This is a genomic window from Nocardia sp. NPDC059240 (assembly GCF_042753865.1).
Taxonomy (GTDB): domain Bacteria; phylum Actinomycetota; class Actinomycetes; order Mycobacteriales; family Mycobacteriaceae; genus Nocardia.
The window spans coordinates 30,516-54,985 of record NZ_JBHZAC010000023.1 but is presented as its reverse complement, the minus strand read 5'-3'; the positions used below and the strand labels follow the sequence as shown (position 1 = coordinate 54,985).

The 24,470-nt window shown below is 66.6% G+C and carries 28 protein-coding genes and 3 tRNA genes; 16 read left to right on the top strand and 15 right to left on the bottom strand.

The window, feature by feature from the left end:
• Window positions 1-71: 71 nt before the first annotated feature.
• From ACFXHA_RS45075 to ACFXHA_RS45055, 5 genes are all read right to left on the bottom strand, one after another.
• A complete protein-coding gene (locus ACFXHA_RS45075) occupies window positions 72-338 on the bottom strand; it encodes a hypothetical protein (RefSeq protein ID WP_379367543.1) in 267 nt (88 codons plus the stop codon).
• An 82-nt stretch (window positions 339-420) separates the two neighbouring features.
• Window positions 421-543 (bottom strand): hypothetical protein, encoded by a 123-nt coding sequence (locus ACFXHA_RS45070; RefSeq protein ID WP_379367541.1) that lies wholly within the window; start codon window positions 541-543, stop codon window positions 421-423.
• The gene (locus ACFXHA_RS45065; RefSeq protein ID WP_379367539.1) at window positions 540-746 is read right to left on the bottom strand and encodes a hypothetical protein; all 207 of its coding nucleotides are present in this window, start codon (window positions 744-746) and stop codon (window positions 540-542) included. Before ACFXHA_RS45065 ends, ACFXHA_RS45070 begins: the two co-directional genes overlap by 4 nt.
• Before the next feature lie 123 nt (window positions 747-869).
• Window positions 870-1,190: a helix-turn-helix domain-containing protein gene (locus ACFXHA_RS45060; RefSeq protein ID WP_379367537.1), complete on the bottom strand. Its 321-nt coding sequence runs from the start codon at window positions 1,188-1,190 to the stop codon at window positions 870-872.
• Window positions 1,187-1,474 carry a helix-turn-helix domain-containing protein gene (locus ACFXHA_RS45055; protein ID WP_379367535.1) on the bottom strand — a complete coding sequence of 96 codons (288 nt, stop codon included), beginning with the start codon at window positions 1,472-1,474 and terminating at the stop codon, window positions 1,187-1,189. The genes ACFXHA_RS45060 and ACFXHA_RS45055 overlap by 4 nt, the downstream gene beginning before the upstream one ends.
• 224 nt (window positions 1,475-1,698) lie before the next feature.
• On the opposite strand from ACFXHA_RS45055, the gene ACFXHA_RS45050 reads away from it, so the two are divergent.
• Window positions 1,699-2,265 carry a hypothetical protein gene (locus tag ACFXHA_RS45050; protein ID WP_379367534.1) on the top strand — a complete coding sequence of 189 codons (567 nt, stop codon included), beginning with the start codon at window positions 1,699-1,701 and terminating at the stop codon, window positions 2,263-2,265.
• Here ACFXHA_RS45050 and ACFXHA_RS45045 read toward each other — a convergent pair.
• Window positions 2,253-2,552, bottom strand: coding sequence for a hypothetical protein (locus ACFXHA_RS45045; RefSeq protein ID WP_379367532.1), 300 nt, complete (start codon window positions 2,550-2,552; stop codon window positions 2,253-2,255). The genes ACFXHA_RS45050 and ACFXHA_RS45045 overlap by 13 nt on opposite strands.
• A gap of 753 nt (window positions 2,553-3,305) precedes the next feature.
• On the opposite strand from ACFXHA_RS45045, the gene ACFXHA_RS45040 reads away from it, so the two are divergent.
• Together ACFXHA_RS45040 and ACFXHA_RS45035 are read left to right on the top strand one after the other, a co-directional pair.
• Window positions 3,306-4,337 carry a HoxN/HupN/NixA family nickel/cobalt transporter gene (locus ACFXHA_RS45040; RefSeq protein WP_379367657.1) on the top strand — a complete coding sequence of 344 codons (1,032 nt, stop codon included), beginning with the start codon at window positions 3,306-3,308 and terminating at the stop codon, window positions 4,335-4,337.
• A gap of 23 nt (window positions 4,338-4,360) precedes the next feature.
• A complete protein-coding gene (locus tag ACFXHA_RS45035; protein ID WP_379367530.1) occupies window positions 4,361-5,407 on the top strand; it encodes an alpha/beta hydrolase in 1,047 nt (348 codons plus the stop codon).
• Window positions 5,408-5,413: 6 nt separating this feature from the next.
• Here the strand turns inward: ACFXHA_RS45035 and hisC are convergent, their stop codons facing one another.
• Window positions 5,414-6,493 (bottom strand): histidinol-phosphate transaminase, encoded by a 1,080-nt coding sequence (gene hisC / locus ACFXHA_RS45030; protein ID WP_379367528.1) that lies wholly within the window; start codon window positions 6,491-6,493, stop codon window positions 5,414-5,416.
• A gap of 177 nt (window positions 6,494-6,670) precedes the next feature.
• On the opposite strand from hisC, the gene ACFXHA_RS45025 reads away from it, so the two are divergent.
• The 3 genes from ACFXHA_RS45025 to ACFXHA_RS45015 all read left to right on the top strand — a co-directional run bounded on the left by ACFXHA_RS45025 (window position 6,671) and on the right by ACFXHA_RS45015 (window position 7,668).
• Window positions 6,671-7,363, top strand: coding sequence for a dienelactone hydrolase family protein (locus ACFXHA_RS45025; RefSeq protein ID WP_379367526.1), 693 nt, complete (start codon window positions 6,671-6,673; stop codon window positions 7,361-7,363).
• Window positions 7,364-7,464: 101 nt separating this feature from the next.
• Window positions 7,465-7,554: transfer RNA gene (locus ACFXHA_RS45020), tRNA-Ser, on the top strand.
• 41 nt (window positions 7,555-7,595) lie between these two features.
• Window positions 7,596-7,668, top strand: a tRNA-Arg gene (locus tag ACFXHA_RS45015).
• Window positions 7,669-7,719: 51 nt separating this feature from the next.
• Here the strand turns inward: ACFXHA_RS45015 and ACFXHA_RS45010 are convergent.
• The 4 genes from ACFXHA_RS45010 to ACFXHA_RS44995 form a co-directional block, all read right to left on the bottom strand.
• Window positions 7,720-8,436, bottom strand: a complete 717-nt coding sequence (locus ACFXHA_RS45010; protein ID WP_379367524.1) for a maleylpyruvate isomerase family mycothiol-dependent enzyme — start codon at window positions 8,434-8,436, stop codon at window positions 7,720-7,722.
• 10 nt (window positions 8,437-8,446) lie between these two features.
• Window positions 8,447-9,181: a DUF998 domain-containing protein gene (locus ACFXHA_RS45005; protein WP_379367522.1), complete on the bottom strand. Its 735-nt coding sequence runs from the start codon at window positions 9,179-9,181 to the stop codon at window positions 8,447-8,449.
• Window positions 9,182-9,299: 118 nt separating this feature from the next.
• Complete coding sequence (locus ACFXHA_RS45000; RefSeq protein ID WP_379367520.1) at window positions 9,300-9,719, bottom strand: very short patch repair endonuclease; 420 nt, start codon at window positions 9,717-9,719, stop codon at window positions 9,300-9,302.
• Between the two features lie 49 nt (window positions 9,720-9,768).
• Entirely contained in the window at window positions 9,769-10,911 is a 1,143-nt protein-coding gene (locus ACFXHA_RS44995) for a DNA cytosine methyltransferase (RefSeq protein ID WP_379367655.1), read from the bottom strand.
• A gap of 274 nt (window positions 10,912-11,185) precedes the next feature.
• Between ACFXHA_RS44995 and ACFXHA_RS44990 the strand changes: the two genes are divergently transcribed.
• Window positions 11,186-11,788, top strand: a complete 603-nt coding sequence (locus ACFXHA_RS44990) for a putative glycolipid-binding domain-containing protein (protein WP_379367519.1) — start codon at window positions 11,186-11,188, stop codon at window positions 11,786-11,788.
• On the opposite strand, the gene ACFXHA_RS44985 is transcribed toward ACFXHA_RS44990, so the two are convergent.
• The gene (locus tag ACFXHA_RS44985; RefSeq protein WP_379367517.1) at window positions 11,785-12,735 is read right to left on the bottom strand and encodes a prephenate dehydrogenase; all 951 of its coding nucleotides are present in this window, start codon (window positions 12,733-12,735) and stop codon (window positions 11,785-11,787) included. The genes ACFXHA_RS44990 and ACFXHA_RS44985 overlap by 4 nt on opposite strands.
• Before the next feature lie 58 nt (window positions 12,736-12,793).
• On the opposite strand from ACFXHA_RS44985, the gene ACFXHA_RS44980 reads away from it, so the two are divergent.
• From ACFXHA_RS44980 to ACFXHA_RS44965, 4 genes are all read left to right on the top strand, one after another.
• Window positions 12,794-13,333: a tRNA adenosine deaminase-associated protein gene (locus ACFXHA_RS44980; RefSeq protein WP_379367516.1), complete on the top strand. Its 540-nt coding sequence runs from the start codon at window positions 12,794-12,796 to the stop codon at window positions 13,331-13,333.
• A 26-nt stretch (window positions 13,334-13,359) separates the two neighbouring features.
• The gene (locus ACFXHA_RS44975; RefSeq protein WP_379367653.1) at window positions 13,360-13,797 is read left to right on the top strand and encodes a nucleoside deaminase; all 438 of its coding nucleotides are present in this window, start codon (window positions 13,360-13,362) and stop codon (window positions 13,795-13,797) included.
• Between the two features lie 55 nt (window positions 13,798-13,852).
• Window positions 13,853-13,943 (top strand) — tRNA-Ser (locus ACFXHA_RS44970).
• 146 nt (window positions 13,944-14,089) lie between these two features.
• Complete coding sequence (locus tag ACFXHA_RS44965; RefSeq protein WP_379367514.1) at window positions 14,090-14,548, top strand: hypothetical protein; 459 nt, start codon at window positions 14,090-14,092, stop codon at window positions 14,546-14,548.
• An 11-nt stretch (window positions 14,549-14,559) separates the two neighbouring features.
• On the opposite strand, the gene ACFXHA_RS44960 is transcribed toward ACFXHA_RS44965, so the two are convergent.
• Window positions 14,560-15,126 (bottom strand): TetR/AcrR family transcriptional regulator, encoded by a 567-nt coding sequence (locus ACFXHA_RS44960; RefSeq protein WP_379367513.1) that lies wholly within the window; start codon window positions 15,124-15,126, stop codon window positions 14,560-14,562.
• An 88-nt stretch (window positions 15,127-15,214) separates the two neighbouring features.
• Between ACFXHA_RS44960 and ACFXHA_RS44955 the strand changes: the two genes are divergently transcribed.
• Entirely contained in the window at window positions 15,215-16,324 is a 1,110-nt protein-coding gene (locus ACFXHA_RS44955; RefSeq protein ID WP_379367511.1) for an FAD-dependent monooxygenase, read from the top strand.
• Window positions 16,325-16,376: 52 nt separating this feature from the next.
• On the opposite strand, the gene ACFXHA_RS44950 is transcribed toward ACFXHA_RS44955, so the two are convergent.
• Window positions 16,377-16,772 (bottom strand): T6SS immunity protein Tdi1 domain-containing protein, encoded by a 396-nt coding sequence (locus tag ACFXHA_RS44950; protein WP_379367509.1) that lies wholly within the window; start codon window positions 16,770-16,772, stop codon window positions 16,377-16,379.
• Window positions 16,773-16,905: 133 nt separating this feature from the next.
• Window positions 16,906-19,236, bottom strand: a complete 2,331-nt coding sequence (locus ACFXHA_RS44945) for an MMPL family transporter (protein ID WP_379367507.1) — start codon at window positions 19,234-19,236, stop codon at window positions 16,906-16,908.
• 238 nt (window positions 19,237-19,474) lie between these two features.
• Between ACFXHA_RS44945 and ACFXHA_RS44940 the strand changes: the two genes are divergently transcribed.
• The 4 genes from ACFXHA_RS44940 (at window position 19,475) to ACFXHA_RS44925 (ending at window position 24,466) form a co-directional block, all read left to right on the top strand.
• Window positions 19,475-20,062 carry a TetR/AcrR family transcriptional regulator gene (locus ACFXHA_RS44940; protein ID WP_379367505.1) on the top strand — a complete coding sequence of 196 codons (588 nt, stop codon included), beginning with the start codon at window positions 19,475-19,477 and terminating at the stop codon, window positions 20,060-20,062.
• A 50-nt stretch (window positions 20,063-20,112) separates the two neighbouring features.
• On the top strand, window positions 20,113-20,664 hold the full coding sequence (locus tag ACFXHA_RS44935) for an RrF2 family transcriptional regulator (protein ID WP_379367504.1): 552 nt from the start codon (window positions 20,113-20,115) through the stop codon (window positions 20,662-20,664).
• 104 nt (window positions 20,665-20,768) lie between these two features.
• Window positions 20,769-22,502 carry an ABC transporter ATP-binding protein gene (locus ACFXHA_RS44930; protein ID WP_379367502.1) on the top strand — a complete coding sequence of 578 codons (1,734 nt, stop codon included), beginning with the start codon at window positions 20,769-20,771 and terminating at the stop codon, window positions 22,500-22,502.
• Window positions 22,499-24,466, top strand: coding sequence for an ABC transporter ATP-binding protein (locus ACFXHA_RS44925; protein ID WP_379367500.1), 1,968 nt, complete (start codon window positions 22,499-22,501; stop codon window positions 24,464-24,466). The genes ACFXHA_RS44930 and ACFXHA_RS44925 overlap by 4 nt, the downstream gene beginning before the upstream one ends.
• Window positions 24,467-24,470: the final 4 nt, after the last annotated feature.

Sequence of the window (24,470 nt, the reverse complement as noted above, 5' to 3'; positions counted from 1 at the left end):
TAGAGTCCCTCACGATCTCTGGAGTGCGCCTCGCCGAGCGGTAACTCGGCGGGGCACAGGTGTTTCAGGGGTTAGGAGAGGTCGCCCGTCGCTGCGGTTGGCGCCTTGGCGGCGGGCGGCTTATAAGGGTTGATGTGCTGTACGACTGCGCGGGCGATGATCGCGATCACGCATGGCGCGAGCAGCAGACCGGCGAACCATGTGGCAGCCGAACTGATTTCGCAGTACGCGAGCCACTCGTCGTCGGTGGTGGTGGCTGGGGGTGGCCCGTAGGGTTGCGCCTGCGGTCGCCGTTCGTAGGCCTGCTCGTAGGCGGTGAACCAGCGGGTTTCGGTCAACGGTTGCCCCCGTGCACAAGGGCGACGACCAGGCCAGCGAATCCCAATGCGAGGCAAACGATTACGACGCATATCCAGCCGATCACAGCGAGGCCCAGCTCGTGAGCCACGCGCCGACCTGCCACATGACGACGGCCAGTAGCAGCAAGGCGAGCAGGTCGCCGACGAGGCCGAGGTCGTCGGGGTGGATCCGCGGCCGAATCATGCGGCACTGACCAGGTTTTGCCGCCGGGCGACGTCGGCGCGTGACTGCTCGTCGACTTGGCGGCGCTTGCGCTTGCGCTCGCCCTCAGCGATGAGTCGCTCGGTGGCGGGCGCCGACATGCCGAGCAAGGCATGGGTGATCATGTTCGCTACTTCTTCGGAGACGGGCGTGCCGTCCTTGAAACGGCAAGGGATGCCGGACATTCGGCGGTCCTCTCGGTGGGATGGGTGGTTGTGCGCACGTGGTGAGGCGAGGTGAGGGGCCTCGGCGGTCCCTCACCACGTGCGCGACCCCGACGGCGTCGACGGAGACCATCGGGGGAGTCGTCAGATGCGCGCGGTGAGGCGGCGCCGGCTGGTGGACGTGAGGCCGGCCGCGAGATCGGCGAGGCCAGTCGGCTCGGTCGTGATGGTGTGGTTGCTACTGCGCGCGGTCAATCCCGACATGTCTGTCGACCTCGCAGGTCGGGCGACGATCTCGATCGAGGCGAGAATGTCGGACTCAGTCATGCGCCAATCGCGGCCGACCTTGCGGCCCGGAAACCGGCCGGTGCGCAGCTGACGCATGACCCAGTCGCGCGACGCGCCGATCCGGTCAGCGGCGATCTCGAGCGCGAATGTGCGGTTGTCAGTCCTGGTTTCGGTCATCGCGTGCCGTCCTCGCTCGGGAGCGGCCGCATGATCGCGATCTGGGCGACGCCGAGTTCGCCCGCAGCCTTCGCGAGCAGAACGTTGGTCAATTTCTTCTGGCCGAGCTCGATCTTGACCAGGTGCGGCCGCGAGATGCCGATCGCGGTCGCGAATTGCTGGGGAGTGAATCCGCGAAGCTCGCGGATCGTCCGGACCGTTGCGCCTACGCGCTCCTGATCTGCCTCGAGGACGGGTGTGGTGGCCGGTTTCTTACCGGGACGTCCCGCTTGTTCCGATCTCACGAGGGCAACTGTAGGGAACTAAAGGGAACTCGTCAACGGAAACGGGGGGAACTAAAGGGAAGATGTTTCGGGAACTTGGGTCACCAGGGCACAGTTTGCCGGTAGTTACCCGGAAGTAGAGGTCTCTATGTCCTGTTAGGGCCAATAGTCAGAGGTGCTTGAAGTTCCCTACTGTTCCCTGAAACACTGGCACCACTGAAAGTTGACATACGACGGGATTGCGCATGACCGACGCGACATCGCTCGAGCGAGTGGGCCGGGAAGTCCAGCGCCGACGGCTCGGCCTGAGCATGGACCCAACGACGCTGGCACGAAACGCCGGTGTCGATACCAAGACGACACGGGCCCTCGAGGCTGGGGAGCGCTGGCCGCGCGACATGTCGCGGCTGAAGATCGAGAAAGCGCTCGGGTGGTCGGCCGGCTCTCTCGAGCAAATCCGTGCAGGAGGCAAACCAACGGAGCTTCAGGACGCGGCGGAAATCTCCGATGCCACTGAAGTGGGGGGCTCGCAGGTTGAGGCGGCGCGAGCAACACGCGATCAGTTCGTGACGCTGGCCAACGGAATTCGGCAGGCTGCCGGCCTACTGCTCGATGTACCCGATCCTCGGGCGAGGACCGTTGTGCAGATGCTCGACGAGCTTGAGCGGACCGCGCTACTTCAAGCGGCGAGTGCGCCGGGCATTCCACGTCTGTTGCACACGGCGGGAACGAAACTCGCTGCGCCGTCAGACGAGGCCCTAGAGCGCTATGCAGCAAATGAAGCTGCGGAGCGCGAGCATCATAACGGCTGAATTACCTCGGAGAACCAGCATGCCAAGCGCTCGTGATACCGCCAGCAGTCGGCGGGGTCGCACCCGTGTGTAAGCGCATGCTGGGCTTGAATTTCCAGGTCGGCGAACTGGTACAGCGTCAGACCTTGGCGGGGAACGATTTTCACTGTGTTCCGGTCGCGGTTGGGGATAAGCACGAGGACGCCGATCACGATCTCATCGCCACGCACCTCGATTTCGCCAACCGGCGGGGAGTAGATCACGCCTACCTCGGCCAGGGCGGCCAAGTGCGGCGCAACGGTGGCCATTCGATCGCGAAATCCTTGGAGTTCGTCGGGATCTCGAGGGCCGCCGGGCGTCGCTGCGAATAGGGGCTCAGAGTCGGACAAGTTCGGGTCCGATCGCGCGTCCTGCCCGAAGCATTCGTAAGCCCATACCCATCCCCACTGATATTCAAACTGAGAAAACCCTGAGTCCGAACACTAGTGCGGCGCAGAGTAAATGGGAAGTAATCCCGGTCAAATGATCTAGGAAACCCGGGCCTGTCTGCATCTACATCTGTGCGCACTCGGGCACGCTCGGCAAACGGTGTTCCGCAATGGAATGTGCTGCGAGACAATGTATCTCAGCATGTGTGCCAACATCTGACTGTAGGTACCAATTCGATGTCCGCTTGCGCCTCGACTTGGCTTTCGGCCTCGGCGACAGGGACGTGACGCCGAACCCGGTCACCCGGCCGTGCTCGCGGGCCGAATTCCCAGGACGGCGAACCTCCGGTGAGCTCGTCGGAATCGGATTCGCGCCATGTGGCCCGACCCTATTCAGGGTGGGTATGCCTGCTCGAAGGGCTTGTGACACCCCCCACCGGTGGCGTCCGGGGCGTGTTGACCACGTCAACACCTCTCCGTAAAGTCCCTGGTAGTTCCATCCGTCTTCGTGAACTCAAATCAGCTTTTGCGCAGGTCGGAGTGTTTTCGGCGGCGGTGGCAGGGGGTTCAAATCCCTCCGCTTCCGCCATTTCTTGTCGATGATGAGGTGTGTGCGTGCGCGGTTGGATCGGTATGGGTCTCGCCGTGCTCGCACTACACGTTCTCGGGTGGGGCACCCTGCTGCTGGTGGTGGTGCCCGCCCATCACGTGGTGCAGGGCTCCGTGTTCGGGGTCGGACTCGGGATCACCGCCTACACCCTGGGCATGCGGCACGCCTTCGACGCCGACCACATCGCCGCCATCGACAACACCACGCGAAAGCTGGTGGCCGAGAACGGTCGTGCGAAGTCGCAGACCGTCGGGTTCTGGTTCGCGCTCGGTCATTCCAGCATCGTGTTCGTGATGGTCGCGCTGCTCGCGTTCGGTGTGCGGGCGCTGGCCGGGTCCATCGAGGACGAGGGCTCCGGACTGCACCGCTGGACCGGCCTGTGGGGGACCGGTATCTCCGGCGCCTTCCTCATCGCCATCGGACTGCTGAATCTGGTGTCGCTGCTCGGCATTTGGCGGGTGTACCGCCGGATGCGCGGCGGCGACTTCGACGAGCCCGCACTGGAGCAGGCGCTCAACGATCGCGGTCTGCTCACGCGCGTGCTCGGCCCCGTGGTGAAGCTGGTGCGCAAGCCGTGGCAGATGTACCCGGTGGGCCTGCTGTTCGGCCTGGGCTTCGATACCGTCACCGAGGTCGGCCTGCTCGTCATCGCGGGCGGCGCGGCCGCCACCGGACTGCCCTGGTACGCGATTCTGGTGCTGCCCCTGCTGTTTTCGGCGGGTATGGCACTGTTCGACGCGCTCGACGGCGCGTTCATGAGCCACGCCTACGACTGGGCCTTCGCGCGCCCGGTCCGCAAGATCTACTACAACCTGGTGATCACCGGCTTGTCGGTCGCGGTGGCGCTGCTCATCGGCGTGCAGGAGATCATCTCGATCTTCGTCGAAAAGCTGGACATCACCTCGGGTTCGGTGGCCTGGATCGGCAATCTCGACCTGGGCAGCCTCGGCTACATCGTGGTCGGTTTGTTCGCGCTCACCTGGACGGTGGCGCTGGCGGTGTGGCGATTCACCGATATCGAGACGCGCTGGGAACGTGATCTCGCCGCCGATTGATCGTTTCTGGTAAATGTGGCTGAGTGGTCAGCCGCAGCGCACGTCGCCTTCTCGGTGCCTTCGCCGGTGCCGTCCTGCTGGCCGGAGCGGTGATCACGCAAGCACCGCCGGGCGTGGCCGATCCGCCCGTCGAGACCGGCTCCAACGAGGAATCCGCGCCCGGCACCGATCCGGTGCATCCCGCGCAGGCGCGCATCGAACGGGTCGAGTCCTTGTCCGGCAACCTCTTCGGCGTCTACGTGGCCTCCCCGGCCATGGGCCGCACCGTGCAGGTGCAGGTGCTGGTCCCCGCGCACGCCGACGGGCCCCGGCCCACCGTCTACCTGCTCGACGGCCGCAGCGCCGCCCCCGACGTCAACAATTGGACCGCCCGCGCGAACGCGCTGTCGTTCTTCGCCGACAAGAACGTGAACGCGGTCTTCACCCTCGGCGGTCCCGCCAGCTACTACACCGATTGGCGGCACAGCGATCCCAAGCTCGGCACCAACCGCTGGGAAACCTTCCTCACCCGCGAACTGCCGCCGCTCATCGACGCCCGGTTCGCCGGGGACGGCCGCAACGGCCTCGAGGGCGTCTCGATGGGCGCGGAGGCGGCCATGATGCTGGCGACCCGCAATCCGGGCCTGTATCGCGCCGTGGCGGCCCACAGCGGCTGCTACGCAATGAGTTCCGACTTCGGTCAGGCGCAGGCGCGGGCGGTGGTCGGCACCTTCGGCGGCGATCCGGACAATATGTTCGGCCCCACCGATGATCCGGAGTGGGCCGACCACGATGTGGTGTCGCACGCGGAAGCGTTGCGCGGCAAGGCCATCTACCTCTCCTCCGGTAGCGGCCTGCCCGGCGAGCACGACACCCCCGGCAATCCGGATCTGCGCAACGCGGTGCTCTTCGGCGGGCCGATCGAGGCGGGCGCGGACATGTGCACCCGCCAATTGGCCGACAAGCTCACGGAATTGGGCATCCCGGCCACGGTCAACCGCCGCCCGACCGGAACCCACTCCTGGCCCTACTGGGCCGACGAACTGCCGCGCTCCTGGCCGACGCTGGCCGCGGGTTTGGGCCTCGGGTAATCCGGGCTAGCCCAGGAACCGCGCGACGGTCTCCGGATCGGTGGCGAAGCGCAGGAAGGCGTCGTTCTCGTGCGGGTCGCCCGCGGTGACGCGCACGCCGTCGGTGCCGTAGGGCCGGATGATGACCCCGGCTTCGGTACTGGCCGCACCGTATTCGGCACTGCGGTCGCCCAGCGGCAGCCAGAGGAAGTTGGACTGGCTGACCGGCACCCGGTAGCCCGCCTCGATCAGCGCCGCGCGCATGCGATCCCGCTCGGCCACCACCGCGTCGGTGCGCTCCAGCAGTTCGTGCCGCGCCTCCAGCGAGGCGATGGCCGCCGCCTGTGCCACCCGGCTCACGCTGAACGGGATGTGCACCTTCATCAGCGCGGTGATCACCTCGGGCGCGCCGACCGCGTAACCGACCCGCAGCCCGGCCAGGCCGTACGCCTTCGAAAACGTCCGCAGCACCAGCACATTCGGGCGCGTGCGACCCAGTTCGACGCCATTGGGGAAGTCTTCGGCGGGCATCCGCAGGTATTCGAAGTACGCCTCGTCCAGCACCACCAGCACATCCGACGGCACCCGGTCGAGGAACTCGACGATCTCCGCCTTGCCGCGGGCCGTACCGGTCGGATTGTTCGGATTGCAGACGAAGACCACCCGGGTATTCGGTGTGATCGCCGCCGCCAAAGCGTCCAGATCGTGGGTGAATTCACCATCCAGCGGCACCTGCACGGCCTTCGCCCCCGCCACCTGCGTGACGATCGGGTAGGCCTCGAACGAGCGCCACGCGAACAGCACCTCGTCCTCGGGACGGCGGCAGCTGATCTGCACCAGCTCCTGGCACAGCGCCACACTGCCGCAGCCGGCCGCGACGTTCTCGAGCTCCACACCCAGGAAATCCGCGAGGGCGCCGCGCAATTCGACGGCGTGGTTGTCCGGATACCGGTTGGACAGCTCGACCGCCTCGGCGATGGCCTTGGTCACCGACGGCAGCGGCGGGAAGGTGGTCTCGTTGCTGGCCAGCTTCACCGCACCGGGGTGGGTCTTGCCGGCGACGTACGCCGGAATGGCATCGAGATCCGGGCGAATGTGCGCACTCACCCCTCTACCCTAAGTCCCGCGTGTCCGGGGTCGGCTCGCGGTGTCACCCCGTTTGCCCGAGCGGTGACCCGGTGGTGACCCGGCGCGCGCGAATGCGGCTCAGCCGGAATATCTCCGGAAGATCGGACCGCGCGAAAGATTTATCGCGTTTTTACCTAGCGCAACTACAGTGGCCCTATGTCGGGCATCTATCGAGAACACGCCCCTGTGCACGACACGACCGCGGTCCCGCTGACCGTGCTCGAACCCGAGGGTCACGCCCGCGGCGGCATCGTGGTGTTGCACGAATCACGGGAATTCACCGAGCCATTGCTCGAACTCATGCGCGCGCTCGCCGCCGACGGCTGGACCGTGCTCGCGCCCGATCTGTTCCATCGCCCCGCCAACGGCCACACCGCCGACCGCATCTTCGGGGAAGACCTCTTCGCCGATTTCGACGCCTGCTTCGACTGGCTCACCGCGCACGGCGTCTTCCGCGACTGCATCGGCGTGCTCGGCTTCGACTCCGCCGGCACCGCCGCCGCGCTGGTCGCCACCAACCGCCGCGTCGGCGCCGCCGTGAGCGTCGCCGCCCCCGGCATCGAAACCCCGCTCACCCCGCAGGCCGTCGCCCTGCTCGCCGCTGCCCCCGGCCTGAAAGCGCCCTGGCTCGGCCTCTTCGGCGAGGACGACCCCCTCACCCCGCCCGACCAGGTCGACCGCCTGCGCGACGCCGCCGCCAACGCCGATGTCGCGACCCTGGTCGTCACCTATCCGGGCCTGCACCACCGCCCCGACCACCCCGGCTTCGACGCCGCCGCCCTCGACGACGCCTTCGTCCTCGACGCCCAGACCCGAATCTACGACTGGTTCGACAGCCATCTCCGTTGATCCACCCCGCTGACCAGCCGATTTGGCCTATTGGTCACCCGCTGTGTAATCTTCTGTCCCGGCGGTTCGAAGAGAACCGGCGGCCTCGAAGAGGGCCACCAGGAGGCGTGCCAGAGCGGCCGAATGGGACTCACTGCTAATGAGTTGTCCCTTCACGGGGACCGGAGGTTCAAATCCTCTCGCCTCCGCCACCACCCGGTACGCCGGGTGAACAATTTAACTGAATAACCCTGCGCCCGTAGCTCAACGGATAGAGCATCTGACTACGGATCAGAAGGTTGGGAGTTCGAGTCTCTCCGGGCGCACGTAACAGGAGCCCCACACCGAATGGTGTGGGGCTCCTGGCTTTTGGCGTGCTATTTCCAGGCGGCGAGGTTGGGGAGGTCGCCGGTGAGGTCGGTGCCGGGGGAGCGGCCGATGAGCCAGGCGGCCAGGGCGGCGGCGGGGCCGGTGACGGTGGTGGCCGGGGTGCCGACGGTGTCGGTGAAGCCGGTGTCGGTGGCGGTCACCGTGAAGCCGGTGCCCTCGGCGGGCTTGACCTCGGTGATGGACTGGGCGAGCAGGCGGGTGGTGAAGTCGGCGGGCCAGTCGGCGGGGGTGTAGCCGAGATTCAGGTCCACGTGATGGATCTCGACCTCCAGCAGGCGCATCCAGACCACCCGGGTGGCGGGGATCTCGCCGCCCGCGCGATTGCGGACCGGGGTGGACCAGCGGTCGGCGGGCATGACCCGGGCCAGGGCGAGCCAGCGCTCGTGCGAGGCGGTCAGGTCCTCGAGTTGTTCCCGCAGCGGGCGGGGCGCACCCGCCTCGATATCGGCCTCACGCAGGAATTGGCTTGCGTACTGCGGGGTTTCGATGCCGGTGCGGGCCCACAGCAGCAGGTTGACCAGGCTGTCGGCATTGCGGGACAGGTGGGCCAGCACATGGCCGCGGGTCCAGCCGGGCAACAGGGAGGGCTCGGCCAGGTCGGCCTCGCCGAGCGCGGCGACCGCGGGGAGCAGTCGACCGGTCGCGGTGGCGACGATATCGAGCTGGGCGGTGGTGTCGGCGAGTTGCGATGCGTCGCTGGTCACGACTCCGACCCTAGTGGTTCGGCACCCCGGAATCCCGTTCGGCGACAACGATTTGCACCGCCAGCGCCACCAGCCACAGCGACATCGCCCCGACCTGGATGCGCTGCGCGATCCCGAGCCCGTAGTTGCCGGGCAGATTGTCGGCGATCAGCATCCACGCCGTCACGGCGGAGCCGACGATCAGAATCCACAGGCCGGTGTGCCGCAGGATCGGCCAGCGCCGGTATTTGAAGGCCGCCACCGTGAACGCGAACATGGCGATGTAGATGGAGAAGACCGCCAGGGTGCTGGTCAGCGCGTGAATCTGATGCAGCTGCGGGAAAAGTCCGGTGTCGACGTACCGTTTCGGCCCGTCCGGATCCTCCGGTTCGATGGGCCACTGGGCATCCGCGATGGTGGAGAGGCCGAAGCAGGTCAGGGCCGCCCAGCCGATATTCGTGTAGCGCCGCCGCGAGAACAGCAGCAGGCCACCGATTCCCGCCGCCACCAGCAGCGAACCGGACACGGTGTCGCCGGTGGAGAACACCCAGCGGAACGGTGCGCCCTTCTCGGCCAGCTGGCTGAGGAACGTATTGGTGGGGTTGCTGTCGATCGGCAGGATGAACTCCAGCACCCAGGACGAATATCCGAGTCCGGCGACCGCGATCAAGATCGCTATGAACCATCGGAGCGCCCGTCGCCAGCGCGGCTGCCGAGCCACTGTGCTCGGAGCCGCTTCGGCTAGTTTCTGCTCGGTTGGCGTCATCACCGCGCTCGCTTTCGCTGGCCTCGCTTACTCGTACTCCCTGCCCGGAGCTGCTTTGTTCGGACTGGTCGGCTGGTCCGGTTGTAGGTCCATTGTCGCCCATTCGGAAACATGGCCGTCACACGCCGCGCGTCAGTGCGGCCATCACCAGCTCGGCGGCCGATTCGGGGGACTCGTGCTCCCAGACCCGCACCACGGTCCACCCCGCCGCCGCCAGCTTGGTATCGGTGTCGCGATCGCGTGCCACGTTTCCGGCCAGCTTCTCGGCCCACCACCGGGCGTTGTTCTTCGGGCGTGTCGCATGCTCGGGGCAGCTGTGCCAGAAGCATCCGTCCACATAGACCGCCACCTTCCGCCGCGGGAACACCAGGTCGGCCCGCCGCCGCAGCCCGGGCAGCGGAGCCCGATCTACGAAGAACCGTTTTCCCCTGCGATGCAATTCCCGCCGCAGGTCGATTTCCGGTTTGGTGCCCGTCCGCCGCTGCTTGGCCATGCGCGCACTGGTCGCCGCGTCCGTCTTCGGGCGTGCGTCTGCCATCCCGCCATCCTGCTGACGCCGGGCAGCCCCGGCAAGATCCGGCGGGCCGTCAGGCGGCCTCGCGCGGGGCGCCCCCCATGCGCTCGAGATGGTTCGCGACATCCTCGAGGAAACCCTCGGGGAAACGCAGCGAACCCATGCCGGTGCGCTTCAGGAAGCCCGCGGTCGCCCGCGCCGACAGCAGCCGGGAATCATCGAGGAACCAGCGCAGATCCTCGTACGGCGCGTGAACGGGCCAGGTGGACACCGGAACCCGCTGCACCACACCGCCGTGCCCCCAGGCGGCGGTGGGCCAGCTGCGGCTGGGCAGCGGTTCGCCGTCGGGATAGGGATCGTCGGCCGGGTTGGTGACCCGCTCGGCGATCCAGGACGCCATCCGCACGCTCACCGCATTGCCGACCAGCTTCCAGCGGTGACCCTTGCGGACGCCGGGCACCTCCAAAGCCGGTGTGGTCCAATCCCGGTCGAAGCCCTGCAGCCGTTCCGCATCGGTGATCCCGGGGGTCACCAGCTCACCCGAGGGCAGCCGTACCGCCGGCGGACTCGCAATGCCCAGCGCCGAACCGCCTTTCAGCGTCGGCACCGCGTTGACGGCCCAGCCCAGACCGCGATTGCCCTCGGTCCAGTAGAAACCGCACGGATCGTGCGCCGGATCGCCCACATCCCGCGGCCCCGCGTCCGTCCCGAACAGCACCGGCCGCGGATCCTCCGTACGCGAGGCCAGCATCAGCACCCGCTCCCGCCGCTGCGGCAGCCCGAAGGCGCGCGCGTCCACCACCCGGTAGGCCCAGGTGTAGCCGAGTTCGGTGAGGGCATCGGTGATGTGGCGCATGGCCGCACCGCCACCGAGCTGCAGCATGAACGGCACATTCTCGATGAGCAGCCAGCGCGGGCCCTTCTGGCGCTTGACCAGCCGGAACACCTCGTCGACCAAACCCGAACGGGGGCCGGTGATTCCGGCCGTGCGCCCGGCCTGGGAGAGGTCCTGGCAGGGGAATCCGGCCGCCACCAGTTCGGTTCCCGACGGCAGCGAGCGCAGCTTGGTCACATCGGAATGCAGTGGCACATCGGGGAAGTGCGCGGCGAGCACGGCCTGCGCGCCGGAATCGATCTCGCAGAGCAGTTCACTGCGCCACCCGTGCGTCGCGAGCCCGAGTTCCAGCCCGCCGATGCCGGCGAACAGGCCGACCATCCGCGCGCTCGTCACAACAGTCCCTTTCACCCCGGTGTCCCCCGTGCCCAGAGCAGGTTACTCGAGTCCCCCAGCACGCATCGTGACCAACACCCATCACGACCCTCTCCCAGAGCTTCTCGCTATCACTCGGGCGGTTGATCAGCATGCGGTGGCGTGGGCAAACGCCGAGAAGCGGTCCGCACCATTGCATGTTGATCACGATGTTGCGCGGGGGGAGTGATACCGGCCGGGGAGCGTGGGCGGGTGGGCCGTGGCAACTACGGTGATAGGCGTGACGGATAACGGGAGTGCGGAAGCCGAGCCGGGTGCGCGGCGGTGGCCGGCCATTCTCACCTGGCGGGCGCACAACGCCTCCCGGATGGAGTCGGTGCGGGTGGTGCTGAGCGGCAATCGGATTCGCGCCGCGGGTCGCATCATCGCGGGCGACTGCGAGGACCACCCCGCCTTCAGTGCCTCGTACGACCTGGTCACCGACGAGTCCGGGGTGACCAAGCGGCTGTCGCTGCGCAGCACCCTCGCCACCGGTGAACGGCACGCCTCGATCGCCCGCGACGAGGAGAACTACTGGCTCATCGACGCCGGGAACACCCACGTCCGCTCCACTTTCGGGGGCGCGCTGGACGTGGACGTGGTGCTGAGCCCGTTCTTCAACACCCTGCCCATCCGCCGCTACGGACTGGCCCACACCAACGAGGACGTGCAGGTGCCCGTCGTCTACGTGCGCCTACCCGATCTGCTGGTGCAGGAAGCCGGCCTCACCTACAGCAGCGGCCCGGACGGCATCCACGTGCTGTCGCCGGTCTCCTCGGCCACCGTCACGGTCGACGAGGACGGCTTCCTGCTCGACTATCCGGGCCTGGCCGAGCGGATCTAATCCAGGGCGGTGAGGACGCCGCCGTCGCGTCCGGCATCGATCAGCTTGGTGAGCCAGTTGTGGTCGCCGGGGCGGATATCGGTGATCACCCAGCGCTCGTGATCGTCGTATTCGGTGCGGGCGTCGTGCCCGGCCTCGGCCAGTTCGGTGATGGTGCCGTCGGCGCGGAGGCTGTCGCGGGCCTGGGTCAGTACTTCCAGGGTGTCGTCCAGGACGTCCAGCAGGGCCGCCGCATTCGGTTCGCAGATGGCGCGGACCAGGTCGGGGGCGGTGGCCGCGACGCGGCTGCCGTCGCGGAACGAGCCCGCCGCGAGGCCCAGGGCCAGCGGGCCGCCGTTGGAACCCTCGATGGCCAGCGCCTCCGCCAGCAGGTGGGGTAGGTGGGAGATGCGGGCCACCGCGCGATCGTGTTCCACCGCCAGCACCGGCACCACCACCGCGCCGCAATCCAAGGCCAGTTGCGCGACACGCCGGAACTGGTCCGCGTGCACGCCCGGATCCACGCTGACCGCCCAGGCCGCGTTCTTGAACAGGTCCGGACTCGATGCCGCCCAACCGGATTCGCTGGTCCCGGCCATCGGGTGCCCGCCCACGTACTTGGCGCCCAGCTCGTGCCGTTGCACGGCCGCCGCCACCGGGGCCTTCACGCTCGCCACGTCGGTCAGGACGCACTCGGGGGCGTAGGTCTTCACGTCCGAGAGCACGGCGTCGAGGGCCGGAATGGGCACGCCGATCACGATCAGCGCGTCGCGTTCGGCCGCTCGGGTGAGCACCGCGGACACGTCGCTGATCACGTCGTAGCCGTCCAGTCGCGCGGCCTTCGCGCCGACCTCGGAACGGTTGTAGCCGAACGCCTCGTACCCGGCCGCGGCGGCGGCGCGCACCACCGAACCCCCGATCAAACCGGTACCCAGGACGCAGACAGCTGGTTTCGAAGTGCCCGTCATCGGATCAGATTCGCATACGACTTCAACATTTCCCCCGAAGCGGACTACCGTTGCGCCCATGGCAGCACAGCGCTCGAGCACGAACAGGGCGGCGTCGGACGAAAACGACGACGTAGAAGGGTTCGCAGTGGCGGTTGTCCGCGAAGAAGCCAATTGGAAAGTGACACCGCTGAGTGATGCGGCACTGACCAGTCTGTCCGCGGCCGAGGACGAATTGCGTGCGCTGCGAAGTTCCGGCGCGGTCTTCGGTCTGCTCGACATCGACGACGAGTTCTTCATCATCCTGCGCCCCGGCCCGACCGGCAGCCGCATCCTGCTCTCGGACGCCACGGCCGCCATCGACTACGACATCGCGGCCGATGTGCTGGAGGAACTCAATATCGAGATCCCCGACATCGATCCCGACGAGCTCGACGACATCGAGCCCTGGGAGGAGGGTGACCTCGGCGTGCTCGCCGATCTCGGCCTGCCCGAACCGGTGCTCGCCGTCATCCTCGCCGAGACCGACCTCTACCCCGACGAGCAGCTCGGCATGGTCGCCCAGCGCCTCGGCTTCGCCAACGAACTCTCCGCGGTCCTGGACAAGCTGCCGCGTTGATCGGCTCGCTCGCCGCCGACGAGGCGATGATGCGGGCCGCGATCGCCGCCGCGCGGGACGCCGACCCGCGCGACGTCCCCGTCGGTGCGGTCGTCTTCGACGCCCAGGGCCGGGAACTGGCGCGCGCCGCCAATGCCCGTGAGGCACTGGGCGATCCGACCGCCCACGCCGAAGTCCTCGCCCTGCGCGCGGCCGCCGCCGTGCTGGGCGACGGCTGGCGTCTCGAAGGCGCCACCCTCGCCGTCACCCTCGAACCCTGCACCATGTGCGCCGGCGCCCTCGTCCTCTCCCGCGTCTCCCGCCTCGTCTTCGGCGCCTGGGAACCGAAGACCGGCGCGGTCGGCTCCCTCTGGGACGTAGTACGTGACCGACGTCTCAACCACCGCCCTCAAGTCCGGGCAGGCATCCTCGAACCCGAATGCGCCGCCCTCCTCGACGATTTCTTCCGATCCCACCGCCCCTGACCCCTCTCTCCAGCCGATTTCGGAATCGGCATGGTCCTCAGGTAAAGTCACCACCGGTGGCGTGTCCGAGCGGCCTAAGGAGCACGCCTCGAAAGCGTGTGAGGGGTAACCCCCCTCCGAGGGTTCAAATCCCTCCGCCACCGCCAAGAAAGGCTCCGACCTGATTCCAGGTCGGAGCCTTTCTCATTCCCGCCACCGCTCTTATCCGGATGGCAAGGATTGATTAAGGGGACCTGACCAAGATCGGTTGTAGCGCGGCACTTTCCACGCGGCCGAAGGATCAGGAGCTCCGATGTCGTACCCGCACAATCAGTTCGGCCAGCAGCGGTATCCGGCACCCGCGCCCCCGCCGAACAACGCCACCGCGGTCCTGGCCGCCACCTTCGGGCTCTGCCTGGGCGTGTGGTTCACGATGGGGACCTTCGCGACTTATTCGATCTGGTCGGACGACGAGAAATTCCGCTCGTTGTTCGCCAGCGAACCTCAGCTGATCTTCCGGCCACTCGCGGCCATGCTGCTTGTCGCGGGCGGCATTCTGCTGCTGCGCCGTCTCACCGTCGGCCGTGTCTTTGTGATCGTCGGAGTGCTCGCCGTTTTCGGCGACGCCTTCGCGGACCCGACCTTACGCATCGTCCACGGCATCGCGGACCTCATCTTCCCCGTGGCCTTCTTTGCCTTCTACCTGGCCATCGTCGTGCTGGCCGCGCACCCTGCCACTGGTCGCTGGATCCGCACCCGTACCTACGCGTAATCCGCGGCGGTTCAGGTGTGCAGGCCGTCGAGGAGGAGGTCGAGGACTCGGTTGATGGCGGTGGGGTAGGGCTCGTCGGGGCGGGTGTAGATCTGGAGGGTCATCAGGCGGGCTAGGTCGGTGGGGGTTGCGTCGGGGCGGAGGGCGCCTTCGGTGTGGGCTCGGGTGGTGAGGGCGGCTAGGCGATCCGTGATGGTGGCGCGGACTTCGGTCAGGGCGGGGGTGGATTGGATGTCGGTGTGGAGGGCCGGCTCGATGGCGGCGGCTAGGGCGCCCAGGCGGAGTTCGGCGCAGTCGCGGAGGAAGCGGGAGAGGGCTTGCCAGGCGGTGGGGGATTCGCGGTCGGCGGTGGCGAGTAGGTCGGACAGGGCCGACAGGTAGGAGTGGGCGGCGGCGGTGATGAGGGAGCCGCGGTCGGGGAAGCGGCGGTAGAGGGTGCCTACGCCGACGCCTGCGGCGTCGGCGATGTCCTTCATCGAGACGTTGACGCCTTGTTCGCGGAAGACCAGTTGGGCGGCGGCCAGGATTTGGTCGCGATTGCTGCGGGCGTCGGCTCTGAGCTCGGCCGTTGTCCTCACCTCCGAAAAAAGTGGACGAATTTCTTCCGGTTACTGTACCTTCTTGGAAGCGGACGAAAATCGTCCACTTGGATCGAAGGTGATGGCGATGAACAAGACGGTGCTGATCTCCGGGGCTGGAATCGGCGGGTCGACCCTCGCGTACTGGCTGGGGCGCAACGGATTCGACGTGACCGTGGTGGAACGTGCCGGGGTGCAACGGTCCAGCGGGAATCCCATCGATGTGAAGGGGGCCGCGGTCGACGTGGTCGAGGCCATGGGAGTCATGCCGCGACTGCGGGCGGCGGGGTCGCGGGTGGATCGGATGAGCTTCGTGGACGCGGCCGGCCGGGAGCGGTCGGGGTTGCGGCTCAGCGCGTTTCAGGGTGGGGCCGGTGATCGCGAAGTGGAGATCGCTCGCGCGGATCTGGCGTCCATCCTGCTCGACGCGGCCCGCGATCAGGCCGAAATCCGCTGGGCCGATTCGATTTCCGGACTCGATAAGGATGTCGACGGGGTGGAGGTGACCTTCGAGAGCGGCACGACCGGCCACTACGACTACGTCATCGGCGTCGACGGCCTGCACTCGAACGTCCGGCGGCTGGTCTTCGGCGCGGAATCCGAATTCATCAAGCACATGGGTCTCTATGTCGCGACCCTGCCGGTGGACCGGGCCTACGGTGGCGAGCGCGAGGTGATCATGTTCAACCGCCCCGGCAGCGCCATCACCGTGCACCCTTCCAAGGGAAAGGCGGTGGCGGCGTTCATGTTCCGCCACGCCGCCGTACCCGGCTTCGACCACCGCGACCTCGCCCAGCACAAGCAGTTGGTCGCCGATGCCTTCACCGGCCCGCTCGGCATCTTCGCCGACCTGCTCGACCAGGTGAAGGCTGCGGAAGACCTCTACTTCGACTCGGTGAGCCGAGTCGACCTGCCGCACTGGTCCGACGGCCGCATCGCCCTACTCGGCGACGCCGCTTCCTGCCTATCCCTCTTCGGCGACGGCTCCACCCTCGCCATCGCGGGCGCGCACACCCTCTCCGAGGAACTCACCCGCACCCCCGACCAGCCCCGCACCGCCTTCGCGACCTACGAACAGCGCCACCGCAAACTGGTCGAACCCAAGCAGCGCGGCATGCGCGCCGCGGCCGCCATGATGGTCCCCGCCACCTCCCCGGGCATCGTCGTCCGCAATGCCGTCACCCGCTTCATGCGCTGAAACGGCCACGGCGACTTGGGAAGATGGAGATCGCCCGACACCGGCGACGAATTCAGCCGCCGAACATCATTCCGGCGAGCACGTCGAGGAATACCCAGTAGTTGCCGATCTCGTAGGTTCCGGGTTCTCCGGTGCCGCCGAGGAAAGGGTAGGGGACCGGGATATAGACCTCGTCGGGGCCCAGGGGGCCTAGTAGCTGTCTGATCTCCGCCACGTGGTGAGACAGGAAGATGACGCGGGTGACGTAGTCGTCTCTGATAATGGTGTCGACGAATTCTGTTGTGCTGGCAAAGTATCCGTAGTTCTTGCCCCCGTTGTCGTACGGGTACAGCAGGCCGTGCTCGCCGGTTGCCTGGTTGACAACGAATATGTGTCCGAGATCCGAATAGCCGAAGACGGTATCGAACTGAGGGAAGAGTGCCGCCCACTGGGGTGCGGCCGTCGCCATCGCGCGAGGTGGGATCAACCGGAAACATTCGTCGTTCATGGGCTCATCCAAGCACGGGCGGCAAGAAGATCGACGTGTAAATAAGCTCGGCCCCCTGCCGAGATGGCAAGGGGCCGAGCGGATTACCGGAGCGTCAGCCGACCGTGGCGGGCTGCTTGTCCTCGATCGGGGCGGAGGCCTGCTTCAGCTCGGTGAGCTTGGAGCCTTCGACGTCGATGTCGGGGAGGATGCGGTCGAGCCACTTGGGGATCCACCAGGCCTTGTCGCCCAGCAGGGCGAGCAGGGACGGGATGAGGACCATGCGGACGATGAAGGCGTCGAAGAAGACGCCCGCGGCCATGGCGAAGCCCATGGACTTGGCGACCACGTTGTCGTCGAGCATGAAGGCGGAGAAGACCGAGATCATGATGATGGCGGCGGAGGTCACGACGCGGGCGCCGTGGTGGTAGCCGCTGATCATGGCTTCCTTGGCCGACTTGCCGTGCACGTATTCCTCACGCATGCGGGTCACCAGGAAGACCTGGTAGTCCATGGCGAGACCGAATACCAAGCCGATCAACATGATCGGCAGGAAGCTGACCAGCGGATGCGGGTCGAACAGGCCGAAGGTGCCCTCCTGGAAGAGCAGGACCGTCGCGCCGAAGGTGGCCGCCATGGAGAGCAGGAAGCCGAGGGCGGCGGTCAGCGGGACCAGCACGGAACGGAAGACCAACAGCAGCAACAGGAATGCCGCGCCCGCCACGATGGACAGATACGGAATGATCTTGTGCAGCAGGGCCTGTGAGACATCGGTGAAGATCGCGGTGCTACCGGTGATGCCGTATTCCATGCCGTAATCGGCATTGAACTTGGCTTCCGCGTTGCGCGCGTTCTCGACGAGATCCTTGGTTTCCTTGTTGTTCGGCCCGGACTTGGGCACGCCCATGAACAGCGCGGCCTGTCCGTCCTGACTGCGCTGCGTGGCGGTCAGGTAGTCCATGCCGGGCGTCTTCAGCGAATTGCGCAGCTGCTCGAGCGCCTGATCGCGCACACCTTCCGGCGTCTTGCTGAGGTCCACGGCGATCATCAGCGTGCCGTTGGAGCCTTCGCCGAAGCCCTTGGTCTGCAGGTCGTACGCCTTGTAGAGGGTGGTGTCCTTCGGCATGGAGTCGCCGCCGGGCAGACCCAGCTGCAGATTCGCGGCCGGTGCGGCCAGCAGTCCGAGCAGCACCACCGACGCCGCGAGCGTCAGCCAGGGCGCCTTGCCGATGAAGCGCGCGAAGCGAATCCCGTTGGTGACCGAGTGCTCGTCCTCGGGATCGTGCTGGGCGACCAGCGGCAGCTTCGGCTTGAACAGCGTGCCGCCGAACGCGCCGAGCAGCGCGGGCATCAGGGTCACGGCGACCAGTACCGCCATGGTGGCGGTGATCGCGCCACCGATACCCATGTAGGTGAGGAAGTTGACGCCGACGAAGCTGAGCCCGGCCAGCGCGATGATGACGGTCAGACCGGCGAAGATGACCGCGGAACCGGCGGTGCCGACCGCGGTGCCCGCCGCCTCTTCCGGCGAATCCGATACGGCCAGTTCGTGTTTGTACCGCGACACGATGAACATGGCGTAGTCGATCGACAAGGCGATGCCGATCATGGACGCCAGGGTCGGGGTGAAGGCGGGCACGGTCAGCCAGTGGGTGCCGAACATGACGATGGCCATGGCGGTGCCGACACCGAAGATCGCGGTGATGATGGGCACGAAGGCGGCGACGATCGCACCGAACGCGATGATCATGACGACCAGCGCGACGCCGATGCCGATCATCTCCGACGCGCCACCGGCGGCCTGCTTCTGCGCGATATTGCCGGTGAGTTCCACCTGCAGCCCGGCGGCCCGGGCGTTCTTGCCGACGTCATAGGCCGCGTCCTGGTCGGCCGGCTTGATGTCGGCGAACTTGGGAATGGTGTACGTGGCCTTCACGACCGCGACCGAGTCCGGGCTGGTCGGGTTCAGGACGTTGAGCGGCGCGTTCGAGCAGTTGGCGGCGAAGTTCGTGGCGGATCGGTCGCCGTCGAGGCAGTTGACACCGGCCGGTTCACCGATCTTCTTGGTGAGATCGATGGGATTCATCGGAGCCTTCTTCGGGTCCGACTTGTCCACGATCGACAGCTTGTTCAGCTCATCCATGAACCCTTGCAGCGCAAGCGCGTTCTTGGTGTCGGTCAGCTTCTCGCCGTTGGGTGCGGCGATCACATAGGTGCCGGTGACGGCATTGGCGTCGAAATCCTTGGAGGCACCGGGGAAGTGCTTGTCGAGGATTTCGGTGGCCCGCTCCGACGGCAGGCCGGGCATGGAGAAGCTGTCCTGGAAGGGCTTGCTGAGGGCGGCGCCGGTGCCGCCGATGATGAGCAGCGCGGCGATCCACGCCGTGATGACGATCCATTTCCGGCGGAAGGCGAACTTTCCCCACCGATAGAGGTATACGGACACGAGGGGTTCTCCTGGCGAATGGGTATGCGGGCGAAACAGGGTGCTTGTGCGCAAGCGCGTAGACAGGCACTGCCGCCGGGAGCCTCGGCCCCCCGCCTCCACGAAAACTAATCTGCCTACCGTGCGGTAGGTAGACTACCGAGCCAGTAAGCGGAGGAACAACCTCAACTCTAGGTGGCGTACGTCGCATACCTGGCTGAGTGAATCGCGAACCCGGCGCGGGTGAGAGGATGAGAGTATGGGCGCCCCAGTCGTTTCCGGAACAGTTGTCGCAGGTAGAAGCACCAAGGATGCGATCCGTGAGGCCGCGCTCCAGCTCTTCTCGACCAAGGGCTTCGACCACAGCAGCTTGCGCGAGGTCGCCGATGCGGTGGGAATCACAAAAGCCTCGCTCTACTATCACTACGCCTCGAAGGTCGACCTGCTGGTCGCCATCATCGAGCCGATGTTCGACGAACTGCGCGATCAGGTGGACGGCCTCGACGAGATCGAGCACACCCCCGAGAACGTGCGCCGGGTTATCCGCGACCGCCTGCGTTCGACACTGGCCAATCGGAATGTGGGCGCACTGTGCATGCGCGACACCGTCGCCATCGTCAACGCGCTCGGCAATCGCTATCCCGACCTGATCGAATTGCACCACCGCACCTGCCGCTGGCTGGCCGGACCCGGGGCCGACGCCGAGACCCTGCTGCGCGCCACCGCCGCCATGCAGGTGCTCAGCACCGCCATGATGTCGCAGGAGATCGTGCCCGACACCGAGACCGATCACATCGAAGCGACGCTGTTGAATGCCGCACTCGGCGTGCTGAATCCGAACCGATAGGGTTTTCCTTCACCGTCCGGAAATCGCTCACCGCTAGCTCAGGAGTTCACGTGCACATCACCGCGAAGGTCGATTACGCGGTGCGTACGCTCGTGGAAATCGCGAAGGCGCAACCGGATTCGGTGAAGGCAGACGCCATTGTGGCCGCCCAGGACATTCCGCCCAAGGTGCTGGAATCGGTGGTGTCGGACCTGCGCAAGGGCGCACTGGTGACCAGCCGCCGCGGCCCGGACGGCGGTTACCGGCTGGCCCGCCCGGCCGCGCAGATCAGCGTGGCCGATGTGATCCGCGCGGTGGAGGGCCCGCTGGCCTCGGTTCGCGGGCAACGGCCGGAGGATGTCGGCTATCCCGGTGCGGCGGAACCTTTGCAGCGGGTGTGGATCGGATTGCGGGTGAATATCCGCTCGGTGCTCGAACGGGTCAGCATCGCCGATATCGCCCACGATCTGCTGCCGTCTTTCCTGGACGAACTGCTGCACGACCCGCACGCCTGGACTCGCCGTCCCCGCCCGAACGAGGCCCCGGCCGCGCCGGGCGAGCAGCCCGCGATCGAATGGCAGGACGCCGTCGAATGGCGAGACCTGGACCAGCCCGATATCTGAAGCATTGCCGGACCAGGCCGGATGGGTGTGATCCCGGCCACGCTGCGACCACACCTTAAAACGTCGCGGCAACGGTCACGTTCTGGCGGTAGCCTGCCAACATCATGTTGATCCGACTTCTACGCACCTTCCTCTGGCCCTATCGCAATCAACTGGCCGGGGTCGTCGTGCTCCAGCTGATCTCGGTCATCGCCATGCTGTATCTGCCCACGCTGAACGCCGACATCATCGACTACGGCGTCACCAAGGGCGATATCGGCTACATCTGGTCCACCGGCGGCTGGATGCTGCTGGTCACCGCCATCCAGATCGTGGCCCAGGCGGTTTCGGTCTACCTCGGCGCGCAGGCCGCCATGGGCGCGGGCCGCGATATGCGCGCCGCCCTGCTGCACCGGGTGGGCACCTTCTCCGCGCGGGAGGTCGGCGTGTTCGGTGCGCCGTCGCTCATCACGCGCAATACCAATGACGTCGGCCAGGTGCAGCTGCTCGTACTGATGAGCGCCACCATCCTGGTGATGGCCCCGATCATGTGCATCGGCGGCGTCTTCATGGCGCTGAAGGAGAGCCTGCAGCTGTCGTGGCTGCTGCTGATCGCGGTGCCGGCGCTGGGGCTGTCGATGGCCTTCATCATCAGCCGCATGGTGCCGGGTTTCCGGCGCATGCAGGAGCGCATCGACGCGGTGAACCGGGTGATGCGCGAGCAGATCACGGGCATTCGCGTGGTGCGTGCGTTCGTGCGGGAACGGCAGGAGACCCAGCGTTTCGGGGTCGCCAATACCGAGCTGACCGAGCAGTCGCTCTATGTCGGTAAGTACATGGCGCTGATGTTCCCGACGGTCATGCTCATCTCGAACGTGACCACGGTCGGCGTCATCTGGTTCGGCGGCCACAACATCGACAACGGTGAGATGCAGATCGGTTCGCTGACCGCGATGCTCGCCTACATCATGCAGATTCTGATGGCCGTCATGATGGCCTCGTTCCTGGCCATGATGGCCCCGCGCGCCACGGTGTCGGCCGAGCGTATCGGCGCGGTGCTCGACACCGAGTCGTCGGTCGCGGAACCGCCACTGCCGCAACCGTTCCAGGGCGATCCGGGCACGGTGGATGTGCGGTTCGCGGAGTTCAAGTTCCCGGGTGCGGAGAAGGCGGTGTTGCGGGCCATCCGTTTCCAGACCGCGCCGGGCACCACCACGGCCATCGTCGGCGCGACGGGTGCCGGTAAGACCACCCTGATCAATCTGATTCCGCGGCTCATCGATGTCACCGACGGCGCCGTGTACGTGGGCGGCACCGATGTGCGCCACCTCGAATTGGAGGCGCTGCGTTCGGAGATCGGCCTGGTGCCGCAGAAGGCGTACCTGTTCTCCGGCACGGTGGCTTCGAACCTGCGCTACGGCAAGCCGGAGGCCACCGACGAGGAGTTGTGGCACGCCCTGGAGATCGCGCAGGCCGCGGACTTCGTGCGGGAGATGCCGCAGGGCCTGGAAACGCCGGTGGCACAGGGCGGTACGACGGTTTCCGGTGGTCAGCGGCAGCGCTTGGCCATCGCCCGCGCGTTGGTGCGCAAGCCGCGCGTCTACCTGTTCGACGACTGCTTCTCCGCCCTCGACGTCTCCACCGATGTGCGGGTCCGCGACGCCCTGAAGCCGGAGACCTCGAACGCGTCGGTCATCATTGTGGCGCAACGGATCTCGACGATCCGCGACGCCGATCAGATCGTGGTGCTGGAGGACGGCGCGATGGCCGGGATCGGTACCCACGAGCAACTGATGCGGGACTGCAACGAGTACCGCGAGATCGTGGAGTCGCAGTTCAGCGCGGAGGAGGTGCGATGAGGCCCGGAGCGGTCAATCCCGGTGCGCCGGACGCCAAGGCGAAGTCCTTCGGCCCGTCGCTCAAGCGCCTGCTGCGCATGCTCGCGCCCGACAAGCCGTATCTGATCGTCGTGTTCCTGCTGGCCGTGGGTTCGGTGGTGCTCAATACCCTGGGCCCGCAGATCCTCGGCAATGCCACCAACCTCATCTTCGACGGTGTGGTCGGCAAGTCGCTGCCGGCGGGGCAGACCAAGGACGAGCTGGTCCAGGGTTTGCGGGCCAGCGGCAACACCACTTTCGCGGACATGCTGTCGAGCATGAACGTGATTCCCGGTACGGGAATCGATTTCACCGCGGTCGGCCATGTGCTGGCCTGGGTGCTGGCGCTCTACATCGGTTCGGCGGTGTTCGGCTGGCTGGAAGCGCAGCTGTTGATCATCGTGATCAACCGGACCGTGAAGCGGTTGCGCGCGCAGATCGAGGAGAAGCTGCACCGACTACCGTTGCGCTACTTCGACTCGATGCCGCGCGGCGATGTGCTCTCCCGCGTCACCAACGACGTCGACAATATGGCGCAGACGTTGCAGCAGACCATGTCTCAGCTGATCATCAATGTGCTGTCGGTGATCGGCATCCTGATCATGATGTTCTGGATCTCCTGGATCCTGGCCCTGATCGCCCTGCTGACAGTGCCTTTGGCGATCATCGTGACCGCGCAGATCGCCAAGCGCTCCAAGCCGCACTTCGTGGACCAGTGGAAGCTCACCGGTGAGGTGAACGCTCAGGTCGAAGAGGCGTTCACCGGCCACGAGGTGGTCAGCGCCTTCGGCCGGGTGCGCGAGGTCGGCGAGCGGTTCGACGAGACCAATGACAAGCTCTACAACTCGTCGTTCAAGTCGCAGTTCATCTCCGGGCTGATCATGCCCGCCATCATGTTCCTCGGGAACCTGAACTACGTGCTGATCGCCGTGGTCGGCGGTCTGCGGGTGGCGTCGGGCAACCTCTCGCTGGGTGAGGTGCAGGCGTTCATCCAATACTCGCGCGGATTCACCCAGCCGCTCACCCAGATCGGTTCGATGATGAACCTGCTGCAGTCGGGGGTGGCCTCGGCGGAGCGGATCTTCGAGATCCTGGATGCCGAGGAGCAGTCGCCGGATCCGGATCCGGAGGATTCGCGGCCGCTGGATCGCGGCCGGGTGGCGTTCGAGGACGTGTCGTTCCGCTACGAGCCGGAGACACCGATCATCGAGAACCTCTCGCTGGTGGCCGAGCCCGGGCACGTGGTGGCCATCGTCGGGCCGACCGGTGCGGGCAAGACCACGCTGGTCAACCTGCTCATGCGGTTCTACGAGGTGGATTCCGGCGCCATCACCATCGACGGCGTCGACATCACCCGCATCACCCGTGATCACCTGCGTACGCGCATGGGCATGGTGTTGCAGGACACCTGGCTGTTCGGCGGGACGATCAAGGAGAACATCGCCTACGGCAATCCGAACGCCTCGGACGAGGAGATCCTGGATGCCGCCCGGGCCGCCTACGTGGACCGGTTCGTGCACGCGCTGCCGATGGGCTACGACACCGTCATCGACGAGGAGGGCTCCGGCGTCAGCGCCGGTGAGAAGCAGCTCATCACCATCGCGCGGGCGTTCCTGGCCAAGCCGTCCATCCTGATCCTGGACGAGGCGACCAGCTCGGTCGACACCCGTACCGAGCTGCTGGTGCAGCACGCCATGGCGGCGCTGCGCCGGGATCGCACGAGTTTCGTGATCGCGCACCGGCTTTCGACGATCCGCGACGCCGACACCATCGTGGTGATGGAGAAGGGCCGCATCGTCGAGCAGGGCACCCACGAGAAACTGTTGCAGGCCCGGGGCGCGTACTCCCGGCTCTACAACGCTCAGTTCGCCGCCGCCATCACCGATGGCGAGGGCAACAATGTGGACGATCCGGAGCCGGACGCGGTCGCGCTCAGCAAGGGCTGAGAAG